This is a genomic window from Colwellia sp. BRX10-1 (genome assembly GCF_014077545.1).
Classification (GTDB): domain Bacteria; phylum Pseudomonadota; class Gammaproteobacteria; order Enterobacterales; family Alteromonadaceae; genus Colwellia_A.
The window spans coordinates 36,034-52,392 of record NZ_JACGWC010000019.1 but is presented as its reverse complement, the minus strand read 5'-3'; the positions used below and the strand labels follow the sequence as shown (position 1 = coordinate 52,392).

Annotated in this window: 15 protein-coding genes; 7 read left to right on the top strand and 8 right to left on the bottom strand. The window is 38.7% G+C overall.

Annotated features, from left to right (window positions below; all coding sequences use genetic code 11):
* The first annotated feature begins 16 nt into the window (after nucleotides 1–16).
* A complete protein-coding gene (locus H4J75_RS14505; protein ID WP_070374995.1) occupies nucleotides 17–481 on the top strand; it encodes a chemotaxis protein CheX in 465 nt (154 codons plus the stop codon).
* Between the two features lie 210 nt (nucleotides 482–691).
* Here H4J75_RS14505 and alr read toward each other — a convergent pair whose 3' ends face one another.
* The 6 genes from alr to rpmE all read right to left on the bottom strand — a co-directional run bounded on the left by alr (nucleotide 692) and on the right by rpmE (nucleotide 5,925).
* A complete protein-coding gene (alr, locus tag H4J75_RS14500; protein WP_182222527.1) occupies nucleotides 692–1,870 on the bottom strand; it encodes an alanine racemase in 1,179 nt (392 codons plus the stop codon).
* Complete coding sequence (dnaB, locus tag H4J75_RS14495; RefSeq protein WP_070374997.1) at nucleotides 1,870–3,288, bottom strand: replicative DNA helicase; 1,419 nt, start codon at nucleotides 3,286–3,288, stop codon at nucleotides 1,870–1,872. Before dnaB ends, alr begins: the two co-directional genes overlap by 1 nt.
* 138 nt (nucleotides 3,289–3,426) lie before the next feature.
* On the bottom strand, nucleotides 3,427–4,377 hold the full coding sequence (locus tag H4J75_RS14490; RefSeq protein ID WP_182222526.1) for a DUF4097 family beta strand repeat-containing protein: 951 nt from the start codon (nucleotides 4,375–4,377) through the stop codon (nucleotides 3,427–3,429).
* A gap of 24 nt (nucleotides 4,378–4,401) precedes the next feature.
* The gene (locus tag H4J75_RS14485; protein ID WP_182222525.1) at nucleotides 4,402–4,938 is read right to left on the bottom strand and encodes a hypothetical protein; all 537 of its coding nucleotides are present in this window, start codon (nucleotides 4,936–4,938) and stop codon (nucleotides 4,402–4,404) included.
* Nucleotides 4,935–5,471 carry an RNA polymerase sigma factor gene (locus H4J75_RS14480; protein WP_182222548.1) on the bottom strand — a complete coding sequence of 179 codons (537 nt, stop codon included), beginning with the start codon at nucleotides 5,469–5,471 and terminating at the stop codon, nucleotides 4,935–4,937. Before H4J75_RS14480 ends, H4J75_RS14485 begins: the two co-directional genes overlap by 4 nt.
* A gap of 241 nt (nucleotides 5,472–5,712) precedes the next feature.
* The gene (gene rpmE, locus H4J75_RS14475) at nucleotides 5,713–5,925 is read right to left on the bottom strand and encodes a 50S ribosomal protein L31 (protein WP_070374999.1); all 213 of its coding nucleotides are present in this window, start codon (nucleotides 5,923–5,925) and stop codon (nucleotides 5,713–5,715) included.
* 255 nt (nucleotides 5,926–6,180) lie between these two features.
* On the opposite strand from rpmE, the gene priA reads away from it, so the two are divergent.
* The 5 genes from priA (at nucleotide 6,181) to H4J75_RS14450 (ending at nucleotide 11,522) form a co-directional block, all read left to right on the top strand.
* A complete protein-coding gene (priA, locus tag H4J75_RS14470; protein WP_182222524.1) occupies nucleotides 6,181–8,397 on the top strand; it encodes a primosomal protein N' in 2,217 nt (738 codons plus the stop codon).
* A gap of 103 nt (nucleotides 8,398–8,500) precedes the next feature.
* Complete coding sequence (locus H4J75_RS14465; RefSeq protein ID WP_182214758.1) at nucleotides 8,501–9,055, top strand: SPOR domain-containing protein; 555 nt, start codon at nucleotides 8,501–8,503, stop codon at nucleotides 9,053–9,055.
* 133 nt (nucleotides 9,056–9,188) lie between these two features.
* Complete coding sequence (hslV, locus tag H4J75_RS14460) at nucleotides 9,189–9,707, top strand: ATP-dependent protease subunit HslV (RefSeq protein ID WP_070375002.1); 519 nt, start codon at nucleotides 9,189–9,191, stop codon at nucleotides 9,705–9,707.
* Nucleotides 9,708–9,768: 61 nt separating this feature from the next.
* Nucleotides 9,769–11,097, top strand: coding sequence for an HslU--HslV peptidase ATPase subunit (hslU, locus tag H4J75_RS14455; RefSeq protein WP_070375003.1), 1,329 nt, complete (start codon nucleotides 9,769–9,771; stop codon nucleotides 11,095–11,097).
* A 59-nt stretch (nucleotides 11,098–11,156) separates the two neighbouring features.
* Nucleotides 11,157–11,522: a gamma-butyrobetaine hydroxylase-like domain-containing protein gene (locus H4J75_RS14450; RefSeq protein ID WP_182222523.1), complete on the top strand. Its 366-nt coding sequence runs from the start codon at nucleotides 11,157–11,159 to the stop codon at nucleotides 11,520–11,522.
* A 124-nt stretch (nucleotides 11,523–11,646) separates the two neighbouring features.
* Here the strand turns inward: H4J75_RS14450 and H4J75_RS14445 are convergent, their stop codons facing one another.
* Nucleotides 11,647–13,506 carry a methyl-accepting chemotaxis protein gene (locus H4J75_RS14445; RefSeq protein WP_182222522.1) on the bottom strand — a complete coding sequence of 620 codons (1,860 nt, stop codon included), beginning with the start codon at nucleotides 13,504–13,506 and terminating at the stop codon, nucleotides 11,647–11,649.
* Between the two features lie 107 nt (nucleotides 13,507–13,613).
* Nucleotides 13,614–15,614 carry a bifunctional diguanylate cyclase/phosphodiesterase gene (locus H4J75_RS14440; protein WP_182222521.1) on the bottom strand — a complete coding sequence of 667 codons (2,001 nt, stop codon included), beginning with the start codon at nucleotides 15,612–15,614 and terminating at the stop codon, nucleotides 13,614–13,616.
* A 249-nt stretch (nucleotides 15,615–15,863) separates the two neighbouring features.
* Here H4J75_RS14440 and rraA point away from each other — a divergent pair, with 249 nt between their 5' ends.
* Entirely contained in the window at nucleotides 15,864–16,349 is a 486-nt protein-coding gene (gene rraA / locus H4J75_RS14435; RefSeq protein WP_070375007.1) for a ribonuclease E activity regulator RraA, read from the top strand.
* Nucleotides 16,350–16,359 lie beyond the last annotated feature (10 nt).

Sequence of the window (16,359 nt, the reverse complement as noted above, 5' to 3'; positions counted from 1 at the left end):
CCCTTGGGAAACATTCATGAATGTAGAGTTTATTAACCCTTTTTTATCTTCAATGCTCAATGTAATGTCTACTATGGCACAAATGGAATTAGTACCTGAAAAACCTCGTTTGAAAAAAAATGAAGTTGCTATGGGCGATGTTTCTGGTTTAATTGGTATGGTGAGCGCTCAAACAAAAGGCTCACTATCAATTACTTTTGAAGGAAAGTTAGCACTGGCCACCATGAAAAAAATGGTTGGCGAAGGTCCTGACGAAATCAATGAAGAAATTACCGATTTAGTCGGTGAAATTACTAATATGGTCACCGGTGGCGCTAAGCGTATGCTGAGCGAAAAAGGCTTTGAATTTGACATGGCAACGCCTATGGTTGTTTCTGGTCAAAACCATACTATTCACCACAAAGCTGATGGCCCTATCATTATTATTCCGTTAAATTCTGAATTTGGTAAAGCTTTTATTGAGTTCAGTTTCGATAAATAGTGAATTAAGTAATTTGTAGTCATAGACCAAAACCTCGTTTAGCAATAAACGAGGTTTTTTATTTTTTACGCTATATTTAGTTTATTGACTCAATAACAACTGACAATTAATGACATTATAATAAACAGTGGCGGTTAAGTGCGCTGTAAATGAATTTTTGGCGACTTTACCAAGAAGATGAGTAGTTTACTTAGTATTTAAAAAAGACCTTTACTGCGCTGACAAGGTGATTTGTACCCGGCGAGTAATATTACATAAGAGCTCATAGGGAATGGTAGTTGCACATAGCGCTATTTCGGCAACAGATAATTGCTCTCCCCACAAAGTCACAACATCGCCAACCTGTTCTTGTGCATTTATCCCTAAATCAACAGTGATCATATCCATTGATACTCTTCCTACCAAAGGAACCCTTCGTCCATTGACCAAAACAGGTGTGCCATTTTTAGCATGCCGAGGGTAACCATCACCGTAACCAATGGCAACAACACCAATAATAGTCTTTTGCTCACTTGTCCAAGCATTACCGTAACCGACTGATTCGCCAGCGGCTAATTCACGTACGGCGATCAAACTTGACTTCAGCGTCATTACTGGCAGAACATCCAAGGTTATATCTTTATTGTGCAAAGCACTCTCTGGCGCACAAGTTGATAAATTTGCTGCGCTAGTTTCAAAGGGTAAAGGAGAAATCCCGTATAATAATAAACCGGGGCGAAGCCATTGGTAATGGCTTGCTGGCCATGCACAAATACCGGCAGAGTTTGCCAATGTTCGTTCTTCGTTACAGCCTAACGTTACTTTTTCAAAGAGTGATATTTGTTGGCGAGTCGCCTGATTGCTTTTATCATCAGCACAACCTAAGTGACTCATTAGCACAATATTTTTTTGAACGTTTACTGAGTCCGTTAATTGCTGATAAAAATGGCTAAACTCCTCTGGATTTATACCTAAACGGTGCATACCGGTATCGATTTTTAGCCAAACCTTTAACGGAGAAGGAAGCGTTGCCGATAAAAGAGCATCAAGTTGTTGATGGTTATGAATAACCGTTTGTAAATTATTGACCGCAAGTATCGCTAAGTCTTTTGCATTAAAAAAACCTTCGAGCAAGACAATCGGTTGAGTAATACCTGAAGACCGTAATGCCAGCGCTTCATCAATTCTTGCCACGGCAATAGCATCAGCGGTGATCGATGAATGACCGTGTTCATTTATTTTAGCTTGCTCAGAAAACAATGCGTGCGCAATGCGTTCAAGGCCATGGCCATAGGCATTAGCTTTTAAAACGGCTAGCACCTTTGCTGTCGGTGCAAGTGATTTTATCTGCGCTAAGTTGTGCTTGAGCGCAGATAAATTAATAATTGCCGTTGCGGTCGTTAATGCCATTAATCTTCATCTAATACATGCGGGCCGGCATAATTATCAAAACGAGAAAACTGTCCTTGGAAAGTCAACGGAACACGACCAATAGGGCCGTTACGTTGTTTACCAATAATAATTTCTGCCATACCTTTAAACTCTGAATCATCGTGATAAACCTCATCACGATAGATAAACATGATCAAATCGGCATCTTGCTCAATAGAGCCTGATTCACGAAGATCCGAGTTAATCGGCCGTTTATCTGAACGTTGCTCCAAACTACGGTTTAGCTGAGACAGTGCCACAACCGGTACTTGTAATTCTTTAGCTAATGCTTTTAATGACCGTGATATTTCGGCAATCTCTAAGGTGCGGTTATCAGCAAATTGTGGCGCGCGCATCAACTGTAAGTAATCGATCATGATCATACTTATACCACCGTGATCACGGGCAATGCGGCGCGCACGAGAGCGAACATCGGTTGGCGTTAAACCAGCGGCATCATCAATAAACATCTTACCTTTATCAATAAGTAACCCCATGGTTGATGATAAACGCGCCCAATCTTCGTCACCTAATTGCCCCGTACGAATTTTGGTTTGGTCAATACGGCCTAATGAGGCTAGCATTCTCATCATCAGTTGTTCTGCAGGCATTTCTAAACTAAAAATCAATGCGGGTTTATCTTCAGTCATCGCCGCGTTTTCTGCGATGTTCATCGCAAAGGTAGTTTTACCCATTGATGGACGTGCAGCAACGATAATAAGATCTGACTTTTGAAAACCAGCGGTCATCTTATCTAAATCAGAAAAGCCACTAGAAACACCGGTAACACCATTATTTGGCGATGAACAAAGTTGTTCAATACGATCGACTGTTTTTTCTAGTACTGAGGTAATGTTTTCTGGCCCTTCGGACTTGTTAGCCCGTTGTTCCGCGATAGCAAATATTTTAGTTTCAGCAAAATCGAGAAGCTCTGCACTAGCACGGCCTTGAGGATCATAACCCGCTTCAGCAATTTCATTTGCCACACTGATCATTTCACGAGTAACCGCACGTTCACGAACGATGTCGGCATAAGCGGTGATATTGGCCGCACTGGGTGTATTCCTCATCATTTCGGCAAGGTAAGCAAAGCCACCAGCATCTTCAAGTCGTTGCTCGTTTTCTAAAGCTTCAGATAAGGTAATTAAATCAACAGGGTTGCCTAGTTCAATTAACGCAGCTATGGTTTCAAAAGTAATACGATGTGAACGACTATAAAAATCCTGAGCGACAACACGTTCGCCAACACGATCCCACGTCTCGTTATCGAGCAATAAACCGCCCAATACAGATTGCTCTGCCTCAAGCGAATGAGGTGGAACTTTTAAAGCATTCATTTGACTATCTTGAGAATACTTTTTATCTTTGAAAAATTTATTTGGCTTGCGCTCTGCCATTTATATACCCTAAAACTCTATCGCAAATGCGAGATTAAAACTTTTGGTAGGTTAGCAGAATTTACTTTGAAACAGAATATAAATACGAGCCAGAAAGCGCCCTAACTCGTTCTATTTTCAATGCCAGAGTCATAAAAATTAATTGCTGACGCTAATATTGCCATTTACCGTATTTACACGTACGTTCGCGTTGGCACTACCGGTTTCAAAGTCTAATTTTGAGCTTGGTCCATACTTAGCTTTATTTGATTTTTGCGTGGTAATTTTATTAGTGATCTGACCACCAGCACTGGCTGATAAACGGAAGCTTGCTTGAACATTTTTCTGTAGCTTTAATGCTAAACCGCCACTAACACTCGACATCTTAACGACACCACCATCATTTAACGATAACGTTGCTGACAGATCGCCACTGACATTTGCAACGGTAAGTTCGTCAATCTCATTTAATCCTATGTTAATATCACCACTGACATTTTCGATCGTCACTTCTTTTGCTGTTGATTGCGCGTCAATTTCACCACTGACCACGCGCAAACTTAAACGTCCACGTGACTGACGATCTTTAATATTACCGCTAACACTCGACAAACTCACTTTCCCTGATAATTTGCTACTGTTAATATCACCACTAACTGAAATTAATTCAATGCGTTCACTCAAATTTACCGCTTTGATGTTACCACTTACTGTTTTTGCTTCGGCGCTGGCATGCAAGTTCTCAAAATTAATATCACTGGCAATCCCCTCAAAACTGACACGAATGTTTTTAGGCATATGAATCGTTAATACTGAGCCTTTAGCATTGTTACCCCAGAAGTTGTTGTTATGATTTTCAAGCTCAACCTTAATTTTTACACGCGATCCTTGTTGCTTAAAGAGTAAACCTTCGGCGTCGTCTTCCAATTCTCCCTTTATCGAAATAGTGTTTTTATCCCAACCAATAACCGTAATATTACCGCGTAAATTTTCAATATTTACACTACTGACATCACTGACCAGTAATGACTTGTCTATCTGCTCACCCGCAAAGCTTGAACAAGCGGCTGAAAATAGCATCATCGGAATAACTTTTTGTAAAACTCTCATAACTACCTCTTTATAGTGTTATCTTTAAATACTCTGCCATTTAGGGCTGTATAGTTGGCTTAATAGATCTAATTCTTGTTTTTGGGTCCAACGTAATAAATTAAGTAAATCATTATTACTTGGGTCTTCATTTAGAGCCTTTTCAATCGTAGCTTGGGCTGAGCTTAGGTTTATTAACTCTTGTTGAATTTCTTTTGGCAGGGCCGATATTTTAGGCTGGCCAAAGCTAATCAACATCGATTGCTTGGTGTGCATAAAATTTTCTTGCATTGCAGTTACTAAGGTCAGGGGTGAGTTATTGTGTTGCGCTAAATCCAGCGGCTGTTCTGAAAATTGAGGCGAAAAAGAAAACCAAGTAGCCAATACTGCGAGCACTAAAGATGCCGCCCATGCTGTAGGCATAAACACTTTTTTCACCGGTGATACAAAGACAGGTTTGTCTTGTGTTTTAACTTCAATCGCCCGTTCAATACCAGCCCATAAATCACGTTGTGGTGTCATTTCATCAGGTAATTTTGCCAGTGCTTTTTGTAAAGCTTGCTCTGATAATAATTTATTCATATCTCGATCCACTCCATTAACAAATTTCTAGCTCTATGGTATTGCGCTTTACTAGTACCTACTGCCATGTCGAGCATATTTGCAATTTCTTCATGGCGGTAACCTTCAACCGCGAACAACACAAAAACTAAGCGAGCTCTTTCAGGTAAACGAGCGATATGTTTATCTAATTCGGTTAGACCCGCACTATCTGGCATTTCTACGGCAATATCTGCCATGGTTTGATCTTCGATACTAAAGATACGTTGCAACCAGTTTTTATGTTTGCGTAAGTGTCCAAGTACAATATTGTTGGTGACACTGTGTAACCAAGTAGAAAATTTACTTTCACCACGAAAATTAGCTATCTTTTGCCATAGTTGTACAAAAACCTCTTGGCAAACATCCTCTGCACTATCTTTATCTGCAAGCATGCGCCAGCAAATAGCATAAACTTTACGATGATACTGCTGATAAAGTTGATAAAAAGCCTGCTGATCACCCTGCTGTGCTCGACTAATAATCGCACGTTCTTTTGCAAGGTTTTCAGCAATAGTGGTCGGCGGTTCAGCACAGTTTTTAATGTAAATAACTTTCGGGTTATCCAAAGGTTAACTCTCAATAATGGTGTCGTTATAAAGTAAGATACAGTATTTATGAAAAGGGTTTAAAGAAAAGCGAAAAATATTATATTTTTTGAGATCACGTCAAAGCTGAATGGTATTTCAATGGATTTTTAGGCATAAAAAAAGCGTCTTACGACGCTTTTTTTTACATTTTGATTTTAGCGCAAAATTACTTGCTGCTAAGTGCACCAAAACGTTTGTTGAATTTATCAACACGACCACCGGTCTCAGCAGCTTTTTGTTTGCCCGTGTAAAATGGGTGACAAGCTGAACATACGTCTAAGTGAATATCTTTTTTCGCTGTAGAACGAGTTACGATGATGTTACCGCAAGAACAAGTTGCCTTGAACTCAACATAATTAGGATGAATACCGTCTTTCATAGAAACCTCTGTATAAGGCCGTATCGCCACTTAGTCAGTCATTATTGCTGCTAAGCACCATACGAGTTAAAAATAATGGAGGCGAATTTTAAATCATCGACACATGCTTGGCAATAGCCTAATGACACTAATTGCTAAAAAATGAACAATTAATCCGTTAAGGTGATTAAAGTTAAACTTTCTATAAAATCGTACTTGGCATATTAACAACAAGTCGGCAGAATAAGCTTAATTATTGTCAAAAAAGTACTCGTTATGCAGGTTAGTTATATTCAAGTCGCTATTCCTGTACCTATGCGTCAGTTATTTACTTATATCGTGCCAAAAAGCATCAGTAATGACGAGATTCAAATAGGCGCACGAGTGATCGTGCCTTTTAGTCATAGAGAAGTTATTGGTATTATTATAAGTACCAGTGAAGTCTGTGATATTGACGACAAAAAACTTAAGCCGATTATTGGCTTAGTCAATGACAACTTTCGTTTTCCTCCCGCGCTGTTAAAGTTTTTACTGCGCTGTGCTGATTATTATCATCACCCGATTGGAGACGTACTACAACTGGCTCTTCCCGTGTTGCTTCGTCAAATTGAGCAACCTACTATTGATTTAGCGACCACTTGGCATTGTTTCTTGCTTGAGCCAGACAGTGAAAAAAAGCTGGTATTAGAAAAAATAGTTAAGCGAGCCCCAAAACAAGCCGAACTGTATAATGTCATTAAAACCCACCTGGGGTTAACTTGGGCAGAAATTAGAACACTAGGCTATACAAAAGCACAATTAAATACGCTTGAAAAGAAAAAGTTAATTGAAGAAAGGCAACAAAAAGCTGAAACCTTTGTCTATCACCAAGACGCTTTAGCTGAGAATGAAAAGCTAACCTTAACCGTTGAACAAGCGGTTATTGTCTCAGCGGTTAAAGCGTCCTTTGAGCAGTTTTCTTGTCATTTAGTAGACGGTGTCACCGGTAGTGGTAAAACCGAAGTTTATTTACAAGCGATGGAAAAAACTCTCGCCGCCAATAAACAAGTACTGGTATTAGTGCCTGAAATTGGTCTAACACCACAAATGCTCAGTCGGTTTGAACAACGCTTTAATTTACCTATTTGTTTGCACCACTCAGGATTAAACGACAAAGAACGTTTACAAACTTGGCTGGCTGCACAACGGGGCACCGCCGCAATAATTATTGGCACGCGTTCAGCTGTTTTTGCGCCGCTACATCATTTAGGTTTAATTATTGTTGATGAAGAGCACGATGGCTCTTTTAAACAACAAGACAGTTTTCGTTATCACGCGCGCGACATTGCTATTTTACGCGCGGGTCAGTTAAATATTCCCATTGTACTCGGTAGTGCCACGCCTAGTTTAGAAACGCTACAAAATGCATTGTCGGGTAAATATCAATATCATCAATTAACTAAAAGACCCGGTCAAAGTACTCAAGCCAAAATCAGTCTTATTAATGTTGCCCAACAGCAAATGGAACATGGCTTATCAGGTACGTTAAAAAAGGCGATTGAAACAACACTTAAACGCGGTGAACAAGCCTTAATATTTTTAAATCGCCGTGGTTATGCGCCAGCGATTAATTGTCAAGAGTGTCACTGGGTAGCCGATTGTCAGCGTTGTAATAAACCTTATACTTTGCACCAAGGAAAAAAATTATTAATTTGTCACCACTGTAGTAGTCAAAAGCGTATCCCATACCAGTGTCCTAGTTGCGGAAGTGTCCGTATTAAACCTATGGGACAAGGTACAGAACAATTAGAAGAGCGCATCGGCGAACTTTTTGCTGACTATAGTACCGTAAGAATCGATCGCGACAGTACTCGTAAAAAAGGCGAATTAGCAAAATTATTACAAGAAGTCAGTGATAAAAAACATCAGTTACTGATTGGTACACAAATGTTGGCGAAGGGGCATCACTTCCCTGATGTAACACTGGTTGCAGTGTTAGACGTTGATGGTGCACTCTTTAGTTTTGACTTTCGTGCCGCCGAGCACATGGCACAATTATTAGTGCAAGTTGCTGGCCGTGCAGGTCGAGAAAGTAAGCCCGGAAAAGTATTAGTACAAACCAACTTCCCTGAACATCCATTACTGCAAGATTTAGTCAACAACGGTTACCCACACTTTGCTAAATATGCGTTAACTGAGCGCAAACAGGCCTTATTACCACCGTTTAGTTATCAAGCACTTTTTCGGGCAGAAGCTAACTATCCTTCTTATCCTGAAAAATTTCTCAGTGCATTAACCGAATTTACTTTTGATGGCTGCCAATTTGCCGGTCCGGTGCCAGCTGCGATGGAAAAAAAAGCAGGTAAATATCGCTATCATTTAATTGTACAAGCTAAATCACGCAAGCAACTTCATCTTGCTATTTATCAGCTGATTAACGCTATTTCTCAGAATGAATGGCAGAAAAAAGTACGCTGGACAGTAGATGTTGATCCACTTGATTTAAGTTGGTAACTTTAAGTAATAAGCCTTCTGTTACAATTTTCTTTTTAAACTAGTGTCATTTCCTTACCAGTTGGTTAGAATTACCCGACGTTTACCGGTATATTATTATTTCATGGCTCATCAAGATTACGTTTCCCGCGCACAAAACAAAAAGAAAAGTCCCTATAAAGGCAAGGTAGCGCCTAAACCAACCTTCACCTTAAAATTTAAGTTTTTACTCTTTTTAGTCATGTTATTGATCGGTGGTTTTATTTATGGATTATGGTCAATAAAAGACAATAAACCGCAAGTCTCTCCCGTGAAAATAGTCAAAGAAGCCCCACAAGCGGTGAAAGAAAAAGCATTACCCGCTCCACCAAAAGAGATATGGGCATATGTTGACAACCTAAAGAGTAAAGAAGTTGAAGTGGGTAAATATGAAGTTAAGGATAAAGGACCGTATAAGATGCAGTGCGCGTCGTTTAGAACGATGAGACAAGCCGAAGTATTAAAAGCCAATATTGCCTTTACTGGCTTAACGGCTCAAATAAGTGAATCTAAAGGTAAAAACGGTATTTATTACAAAGTGTTTTTAGGTCCTTATGAGCGTAAACGTGAAGCAGAAAAAGACAAACATAAGCTAAAAAGTAATAATGTTAATGGCTGCCAAATTTGGCTTTGGAAATAAAATCCAACGGATTAGTGAACAATAAGTTAGTCCGATTGACATAATAGACACATTTATCTAGCTCCCTCCTTGAAAAAGTCATAATTAGCCTTATCTATTCTTCATAGATATAAATAAATATTTGAGGTTAATTGTGACAACTATCGTATCCGTAAGACGTAATGGCAAAGTAGCAATTGGTGGTGATGGCCAAGTATCGCTTGGAAATACCGTAATGAAAGGTAATGCTCGCAAAGTTCGTCGTTTATATAACGGCAAGGTCCTTGCTGGTTTTGCTGGCGGCACTGCTGATGCTTTTACTTTATTTGAGCGCTTTGAAAGTAAACTTGAACAACACCAAGGCCATTTAACTAAAGCCGCTGTTGAGCTTGCTAAAGATTGGCGAAGTGACCGCGCCTTAAGAAAATTAGAGGCTTTACTTGCTGTTGCAGACGAAACAGCTTCATTAATCATCACCGGCAATGGCGATGTTATACAACCAGAGAATGACTTAATTGCTATCGGTAGTGGTGGTAACTTTGCACAGTCGGCAGCAACTGCACTGTTAGAGAATACCGAACTTTCTGCGATTGAAATTGTTGAAAAGTCGTTAAAAATCGCTGGCGACATTTGTGTATTCACCAATCATCAACATACGATTGACGAGCTATAAAGCTCAACTTTCGTCTCGCTTAGTAAGTGTATCAAATAAGTAAAATGCATAAGGAATTATCATGTCGAATATGACACCACGTGAAATAGTCAGTGAATTAGACAGCCACATTATTGGTCAAAGTGATGCCAAACGTGCTGTAGCCATCGCCTTAAGAAATCGCTGGCGCAGAATGCAGTTAAACGAAGAGTTACGCACCGAAGTTACCCCTAAAAACATTCTAATGATTGGTCCAACGGGGGTTGGTAAAACAGAAATAGCAAGGCGTCTAGCCAAACTTGCCAACGCTCCTTTTATTAAAGTTGAAGCAACTAAATTTACCGAAGTCGGTTATGTTGGTAAAGAAGTCGAAACGATCATTCGTGACTTGGCTGATATGGCAATAAAAATGACCAAAGAGCAAGAAATGGCTCGGGTAAAACATATCGCCGAAGAAGCCGCTGAAGAACGAATTTTAGATATATTATTGCCACCACCACGAGACGGTTTTGGCGCTGATGGAGCTACGGATAATAGCAGTACTCGTCAAGCTTTTCGCAAAAAGTTTCGTGAAGGTCAACTTGATGATAAAGAAATAGAATTAGATTTAGCTGCCCCACAAATGGGGGTTGAAATAATGGCTCCTCCTGGTATGGAAGAGATGACTTCGCAGCTGCAAAATATGTTTCAGGGCATGTCTAATGAAAAAACCAGCAAGCGTAAATTAAAAATTAAAGATGCTTTTAAAGCGTTGCAAGAAGAAGAAGCCGCCAAAATTGTTAACAATGACGATATCAAAGAAAAGGCTATTTATGCAGTAGAGCAAAATGGCATCGTTTTTATCGATGAAATTGACAAGATTTGTAAGCGTGGTGATAGCTCAGGTCCTGATGTTTCTCGCGAAGGGGTACAAAGAGACTTACTCCCTCTGATTGAGGGCTCAACAGTAAGCACTAAGCATGGCATGATTAAAACAGACCATATTTTATTTATTGCTTCAGGCGCATTCCAGATGGCAAAACCATCTGATTTGATCCCTGAATTGCAAGGTCGATTACCAATTCGTGTCGAGTTACAAGCGCTAACTACCCATGATTTTGTTAGAATTTTGACTGAACCAAACGCATCATTAACTGAACAGTATATTGCTTTGTTGGCAACAGAAGGTGTACATGTTTCTTTTAGTGAAGATGGTATTCAGGCAATCGCTAATGCCGCATGGCAAGTTAATGAAAGTACAGAAAACATTGGCGCAAGACGCTTACATACTATGATGGAACGTTTAATCGAAGACCTATCATTTAATGCTGATAAGCGTGCTGGGGAAGTCATTATAATTGATCAAAAATACGTAGATGACACTATTTCTGAATTAGTTAAAAATGAAGATTTAAGCCGTTTTATTCTATAGAAAGAAAAGAGTAGGAAGTTAACTTCCTACTCTTTTAGCCAATATAAGCGCAGGAATTAATGAAAATCATTCAGTTTACGCTTGATAGCAAGCAAAAAAAATTAACCCTTAATTTTGATAGTAACCTTCAACTTAGTTTCTCCTTTGAATACCTAAGAGTATTTTCTCCCGTAGAAACGAAAGCTAAAAATGGCGTTAAAATACCAGAAGTGTTTCATAAAAAAGACGTGCTATTAACTGATATTGAACCGCTAGGTAAGCATGGCCACCGCTTAGTATTTGATGACAAGCACGGCGCTATTTTCACTGACCAAACATTCAAAAATCTCTTTGATAATTACGACATTAATTGGCAAAGCTATTGTTCAAGTTTAACCACAAGCCAAAATAGAGAAGCGTCGATTAGTTTTGTTGAAGTGAAATAAAATAAGTTAACACGAACATTCAAGATGGCTTTTATTTAGCGAACTTTGCCTAGTAATAACTAGACAGAGATAACGTTTTCTCTTGAAAACACCTGTTCGGTATCTTCAAGAGAAAAGTATATTTCTAAACTTTAAACTGACTCACTTCATTATTCAACACTGCCGCTTGCTGAGATAACTCTTCACTCATTTGTGCATTTTGATGAGATATTAGCCCGGCTTGTTCGGCGACGTCTCTTATCTCAACCACATGTTGATTAACTTCAGAAGCGACCGTACTTTGCTCTTGAATGGCTGATGCTATAGCTGTATTCATTTCCATGATGGTTGAAACATCATAGGTTATTTCTTCTAGCATTTTACCCGCTGAGCTTGCTTGGTCAGCGCTGTCTTGGCCTTGTGTTCGACAAATAGCCATATGAGAAACAATTTCTTTGGTTCGTCCTTGCAATGAACTAATAATCGTTTCAATTTCTTGTGTCGAATCTTGAGTCCGACTGGCTAATGTTCTAACTTCATCAGCAACCACAGCAAAGCCACGCCCTTGTTCTCCCGCCCTGGCTGCTTCGATAGCCGCATTTAACGCCAGTAAGTTTGTTTGCTCTGCTATGCCTCGAATAACATCTAATACTGAACCAATAGTATCGCTATCTTTAGCAAGTTCGTGCACTATATTTTCTGACTCCCTTAACTTTTCAGAAAGCTCATCAATTTTCGCAATAGTTTGCTCAACCCCTTCTTTACCACTAATCGCATTATTATTGGTTGCTTCAGCTTTACTCGCAGCGGCATTGGTATTATTAGCAATTTCATCAACGGTCGCAACCATTTGAGTCACCGCGGTAGCGACCATATCCGTTTGTTGAATTTGTGAGTCGACTCCGGCATTAGCAAGGTGAATATTTTTTGATAAACTATCTGTTGCTTCGTGCACAGTATCAACAGAAAGGTTAACGGCCGTAATTAAGTTTCTAAACTTACCCAGCATATTATTAAAAATAGTGGCCATTTCGCCGAGTTCATCATCACTGTGAGTAGATACGGTCAACGATAAATCCTGAGTATCAGCCACTTTTTTCATGGTCTCGTTTAGCTGATTTATGCTTAATAAAATACTTCTACTGACAAAAAAGGCAAAACTGATGGCAATAAGTAATATGCTAAAAAAGACACTGTAGGCAACCAAGTCAACAAATTTGGTGTGCTCAACAACCTCATTTTTACTCAGTAAAACAAGTTTATCTAAAATTTCATCCACTTGATGAACAGCGTTGCGCATATCACCTTTTAAACCTTCTTTAGCGGTGAAACCAAGCCGTTTTTGTCCGGCAACAAAGTCTGTAAATGCTTGTTCATAGAGAGAGATATTATCAATGGCTTGTGATTTAGCATCACTGGATAAATCGCTTACGTTTATGTCTTGAACAAAAGAACTGGCATTATTATTCCAACGGTCGACGTATTTCGCATCAAGACGTAACATAAAGTCTTTCTCATTGCGTCTAAGTTGTAGCATATTGCTCAGCAATTTATAGTCACTATTACCAATCGACTCTTCAACTACATGAACAGCAGATCTTAATGAGCCGTATAGACCGTCGGTTGAAGATAAACCAAGATCTTTTTGTGCATCAACTAAGTCTTTAAAGAACTGTTGATAATCATTTAGCACAGCGCGAAGCTTATTTAATTCAGGAAGGTCTTTGCCTATCGTTTCGTAAGCTTGCTCAAGTGAACCAATATTTCTTATAAGCTCAGCATAATTTTCACTAAACGCCTCAAAATACTTGATATCTTTTCTAGCTAAAAAATCCTTTTCATTACGACGCAACTGTAAAATTTCGGTTTCGATATTGCCAATTTCTCGAGCAATTTTTATATCAGTTTCCAAAGACGACATAGTAAAATTAAGTAAGCCCAACATAAAGACCATTGATAAAACCAAAATACCGGTGTTAGCAATAAGCTTGTGCTTGATTAGCATAAAGGAGATCCTAAAAATATTAATAGATTGATATTTTTAGTATAGGTAGAAAATTAAAATTTGAAACAAATTTATATGTTTTTTTATATGAAATAATAAGATGATAATTATCGGGCAAAGTATTTTTTCAATGCTTCTTCGGGTATAGGTTTACTGATGTAATATCCTTGAACAGCATCACAGCCAATGTTGCGTAATACCCTTAGTTGTTCTTCGGTTTCAACTCCCTCGGCTAAAACACGCTTACCTAAACCATGAGAAAGCTCAACCATAGATTTAACAATCGTTAAATCTGAATCATTACTTGCGACTTCTTCAATAAAACTTCGATCAATTTTAATTTTGTCGATCGGCAGTTTACGCAGGTATGCCAATGAGGAATACCCTGTACCAAAATCATCAATTGAAACTTTTATGCCCATATTTTGCAAAATAACAATGGTATTCATTGCTGTTGCGATTTCAGTCATCACAACATTTTCGGTAATTTCTAAATCTAAACATCTTGGTGTAATTTGATATTTAAAAAGTAAGGCTTGGATATTTTCAATCAATTTTGGATCTTGAAATTCAACGGCGGTAATATTAACCGCTATGGTCACTCGTCGATGATATTCTTTTTGCAAACGTGCAATAGTTTGGCATGCTCGTTCAAGCACATAACTGTCTAGCTCACTAAGCAGGTTAAGCGATTCAATATCAGGTAAAAAACTTGCGGGTTGTAATAAACCACGTTCTGGGTGTTGCCAGCGAACAAGCGCTTCGAAGCCTTCTATACGATTATTTAATAAGTTAAGCTGTGGTTGAAAATAGAGTACAAATTCATTGTTTTCAAAACCATCGCGAATTTCTTTTTCCATGGCAAGTAATCTTCGACCATGCGATTGCATTCCCGTTTTATATTTGACCGTCGCCACATTTTGACTTTCAGCTTGCGCTAAGGCTAAATTAGCTTTCTGCAATAAATCTTCAGCTAATAGCCCATCCCCAGGATATAAACAATAACCAACAGAGCATTGTAATAATACTTTATGTTGTTTGATGTGGTACGCCCGACTTATTAAGCCGTGTAAATGTTCTATTGCAGCCGCTTGTTGCTTTTCGTCAACACCATCAATAATAAAAGTAAAAGAATCACCACTTAATCGTCCAACCACCTGGGGTAAAAATATACTTTCATCAAGTCTACGCGCTATTTCACCCAAAATAGCATCCCCAACCTTAAGCCCGTATGTATCATTGACAAATTTAAAGCCTTTAATATCTAGTAAAAAAACCGCTAAATTTTGTTGATTACAGGCGGTTTTTTCGATGATTAAAGGCAGTTTTTCCATGACTTGTTGTCGGTTTAACGCCCCGGTTAATGAATCGTGCTTACCTAAATATTGAGCCTTATTCATCGCAGAGGTCGCAATACTTCGCTCTGCCCCTTGCATCCAAATAAGCATAGTAAATGCTAATAAAGTAAAGGCACCCAAATCAAAATAAATCAGTACTTCTGCTAATGGCCTAAACCAATACTCATTGATAAGTACAATAGAAAGAAAAGAAAATAAAACGTACCTGCCCCCCATAATAAGACTATAAATAATAAAAACATATGCAGAAAAATATTTTTTTGGCAAGTTATATAGATAAAAGGCCGTTAGCAATAAACTGCAGCCCATCACAAATGCAGGTAAACTCTCTCGCAGGTAAAAGCGGTTATAAACCTCGTTAACCTCAAATCCATAGAGTAACGTTGCCGTTAGTGCGAACAAAGCACTGAGTATAAAGCTGCTATTGGTGATTTTTTTAGAAATACTTTTTTTTGAAACTGCGCTATATATTCCGAGTAAAAGTGCGCAGAGATGAAAATAAAAACTAACTTGAATACCTACTGTAAGAAGAACTTTCTCTAAGGCGATAACACTGAGGTCGGTAAGTTGGGTTTCAATGGCAAGGCAAAGTTGATGGGCACTTAAAGAAAATAGGCTCACCGTCCAGTAGCTAACATACTGCCGACCTATCCCCCGATAATACAGCAAAAAAAATGTAGCAAGTAAGCCAAAAACTACGGCTTCAACAGAAAATAATAGACCGTGATAAAAGTCTTTCTCACCTACCATGTTATATTCTCTATTAAGTTGCGGGCGACCATTAAATATTCTTTTGCTTAGCAATACAAGACAGTCGCTATTATTATTTGCTGATTATACGGTTATTTACCATTGAATATATTTCACACAACGTTTGTACATCGAGCTATACTAACAGCCAATCGATTAAATTTTTTCACACTTTATGTTTACTGTTGCTGTGAGCAAAAATTTAGTAGCATAGGTATAAGCATTCAATCATAGCATTAAGGAAAAATCATGGAATACAACACCTCAGAGCTTTGTAATATTTATGCCGACCTAATTGATGTTGTTGATCCTATCTTTTGTAATTATGGCGGGCGCAGCTCTTTTGGTGGTCAAGTTGTTACCATTAAGTGCTTTGAAAATAATGGTTTAATAGCACAAATTGTAGCGACAGATGGACGAGGAAAAGTACTTGTTATTGATGGTGGTGGCTCAACACGTAGGGCACTGATTGATTTTAACATTGCTGAACAGGCCGCTAACAATGCTTGGGAAGGAATTGTTTGCTATGGAAGTGTCCGCGACGTAGATGCAATAGAAGAACTCGACTTAGGCATTCAAGGCTTAGTCTCTATTCCTGTCGGTGCTAGTGACCAAGATATTGGCGAAAGTGATTTAGCAATAAACTTTGCTGGGGTAACATTTCTCCCTGAAGACCACATTTATGCTGACAATACTGGTATTATTTTGTCACCAGAGCCGTTAGACATTGAATAAATCATCTAGA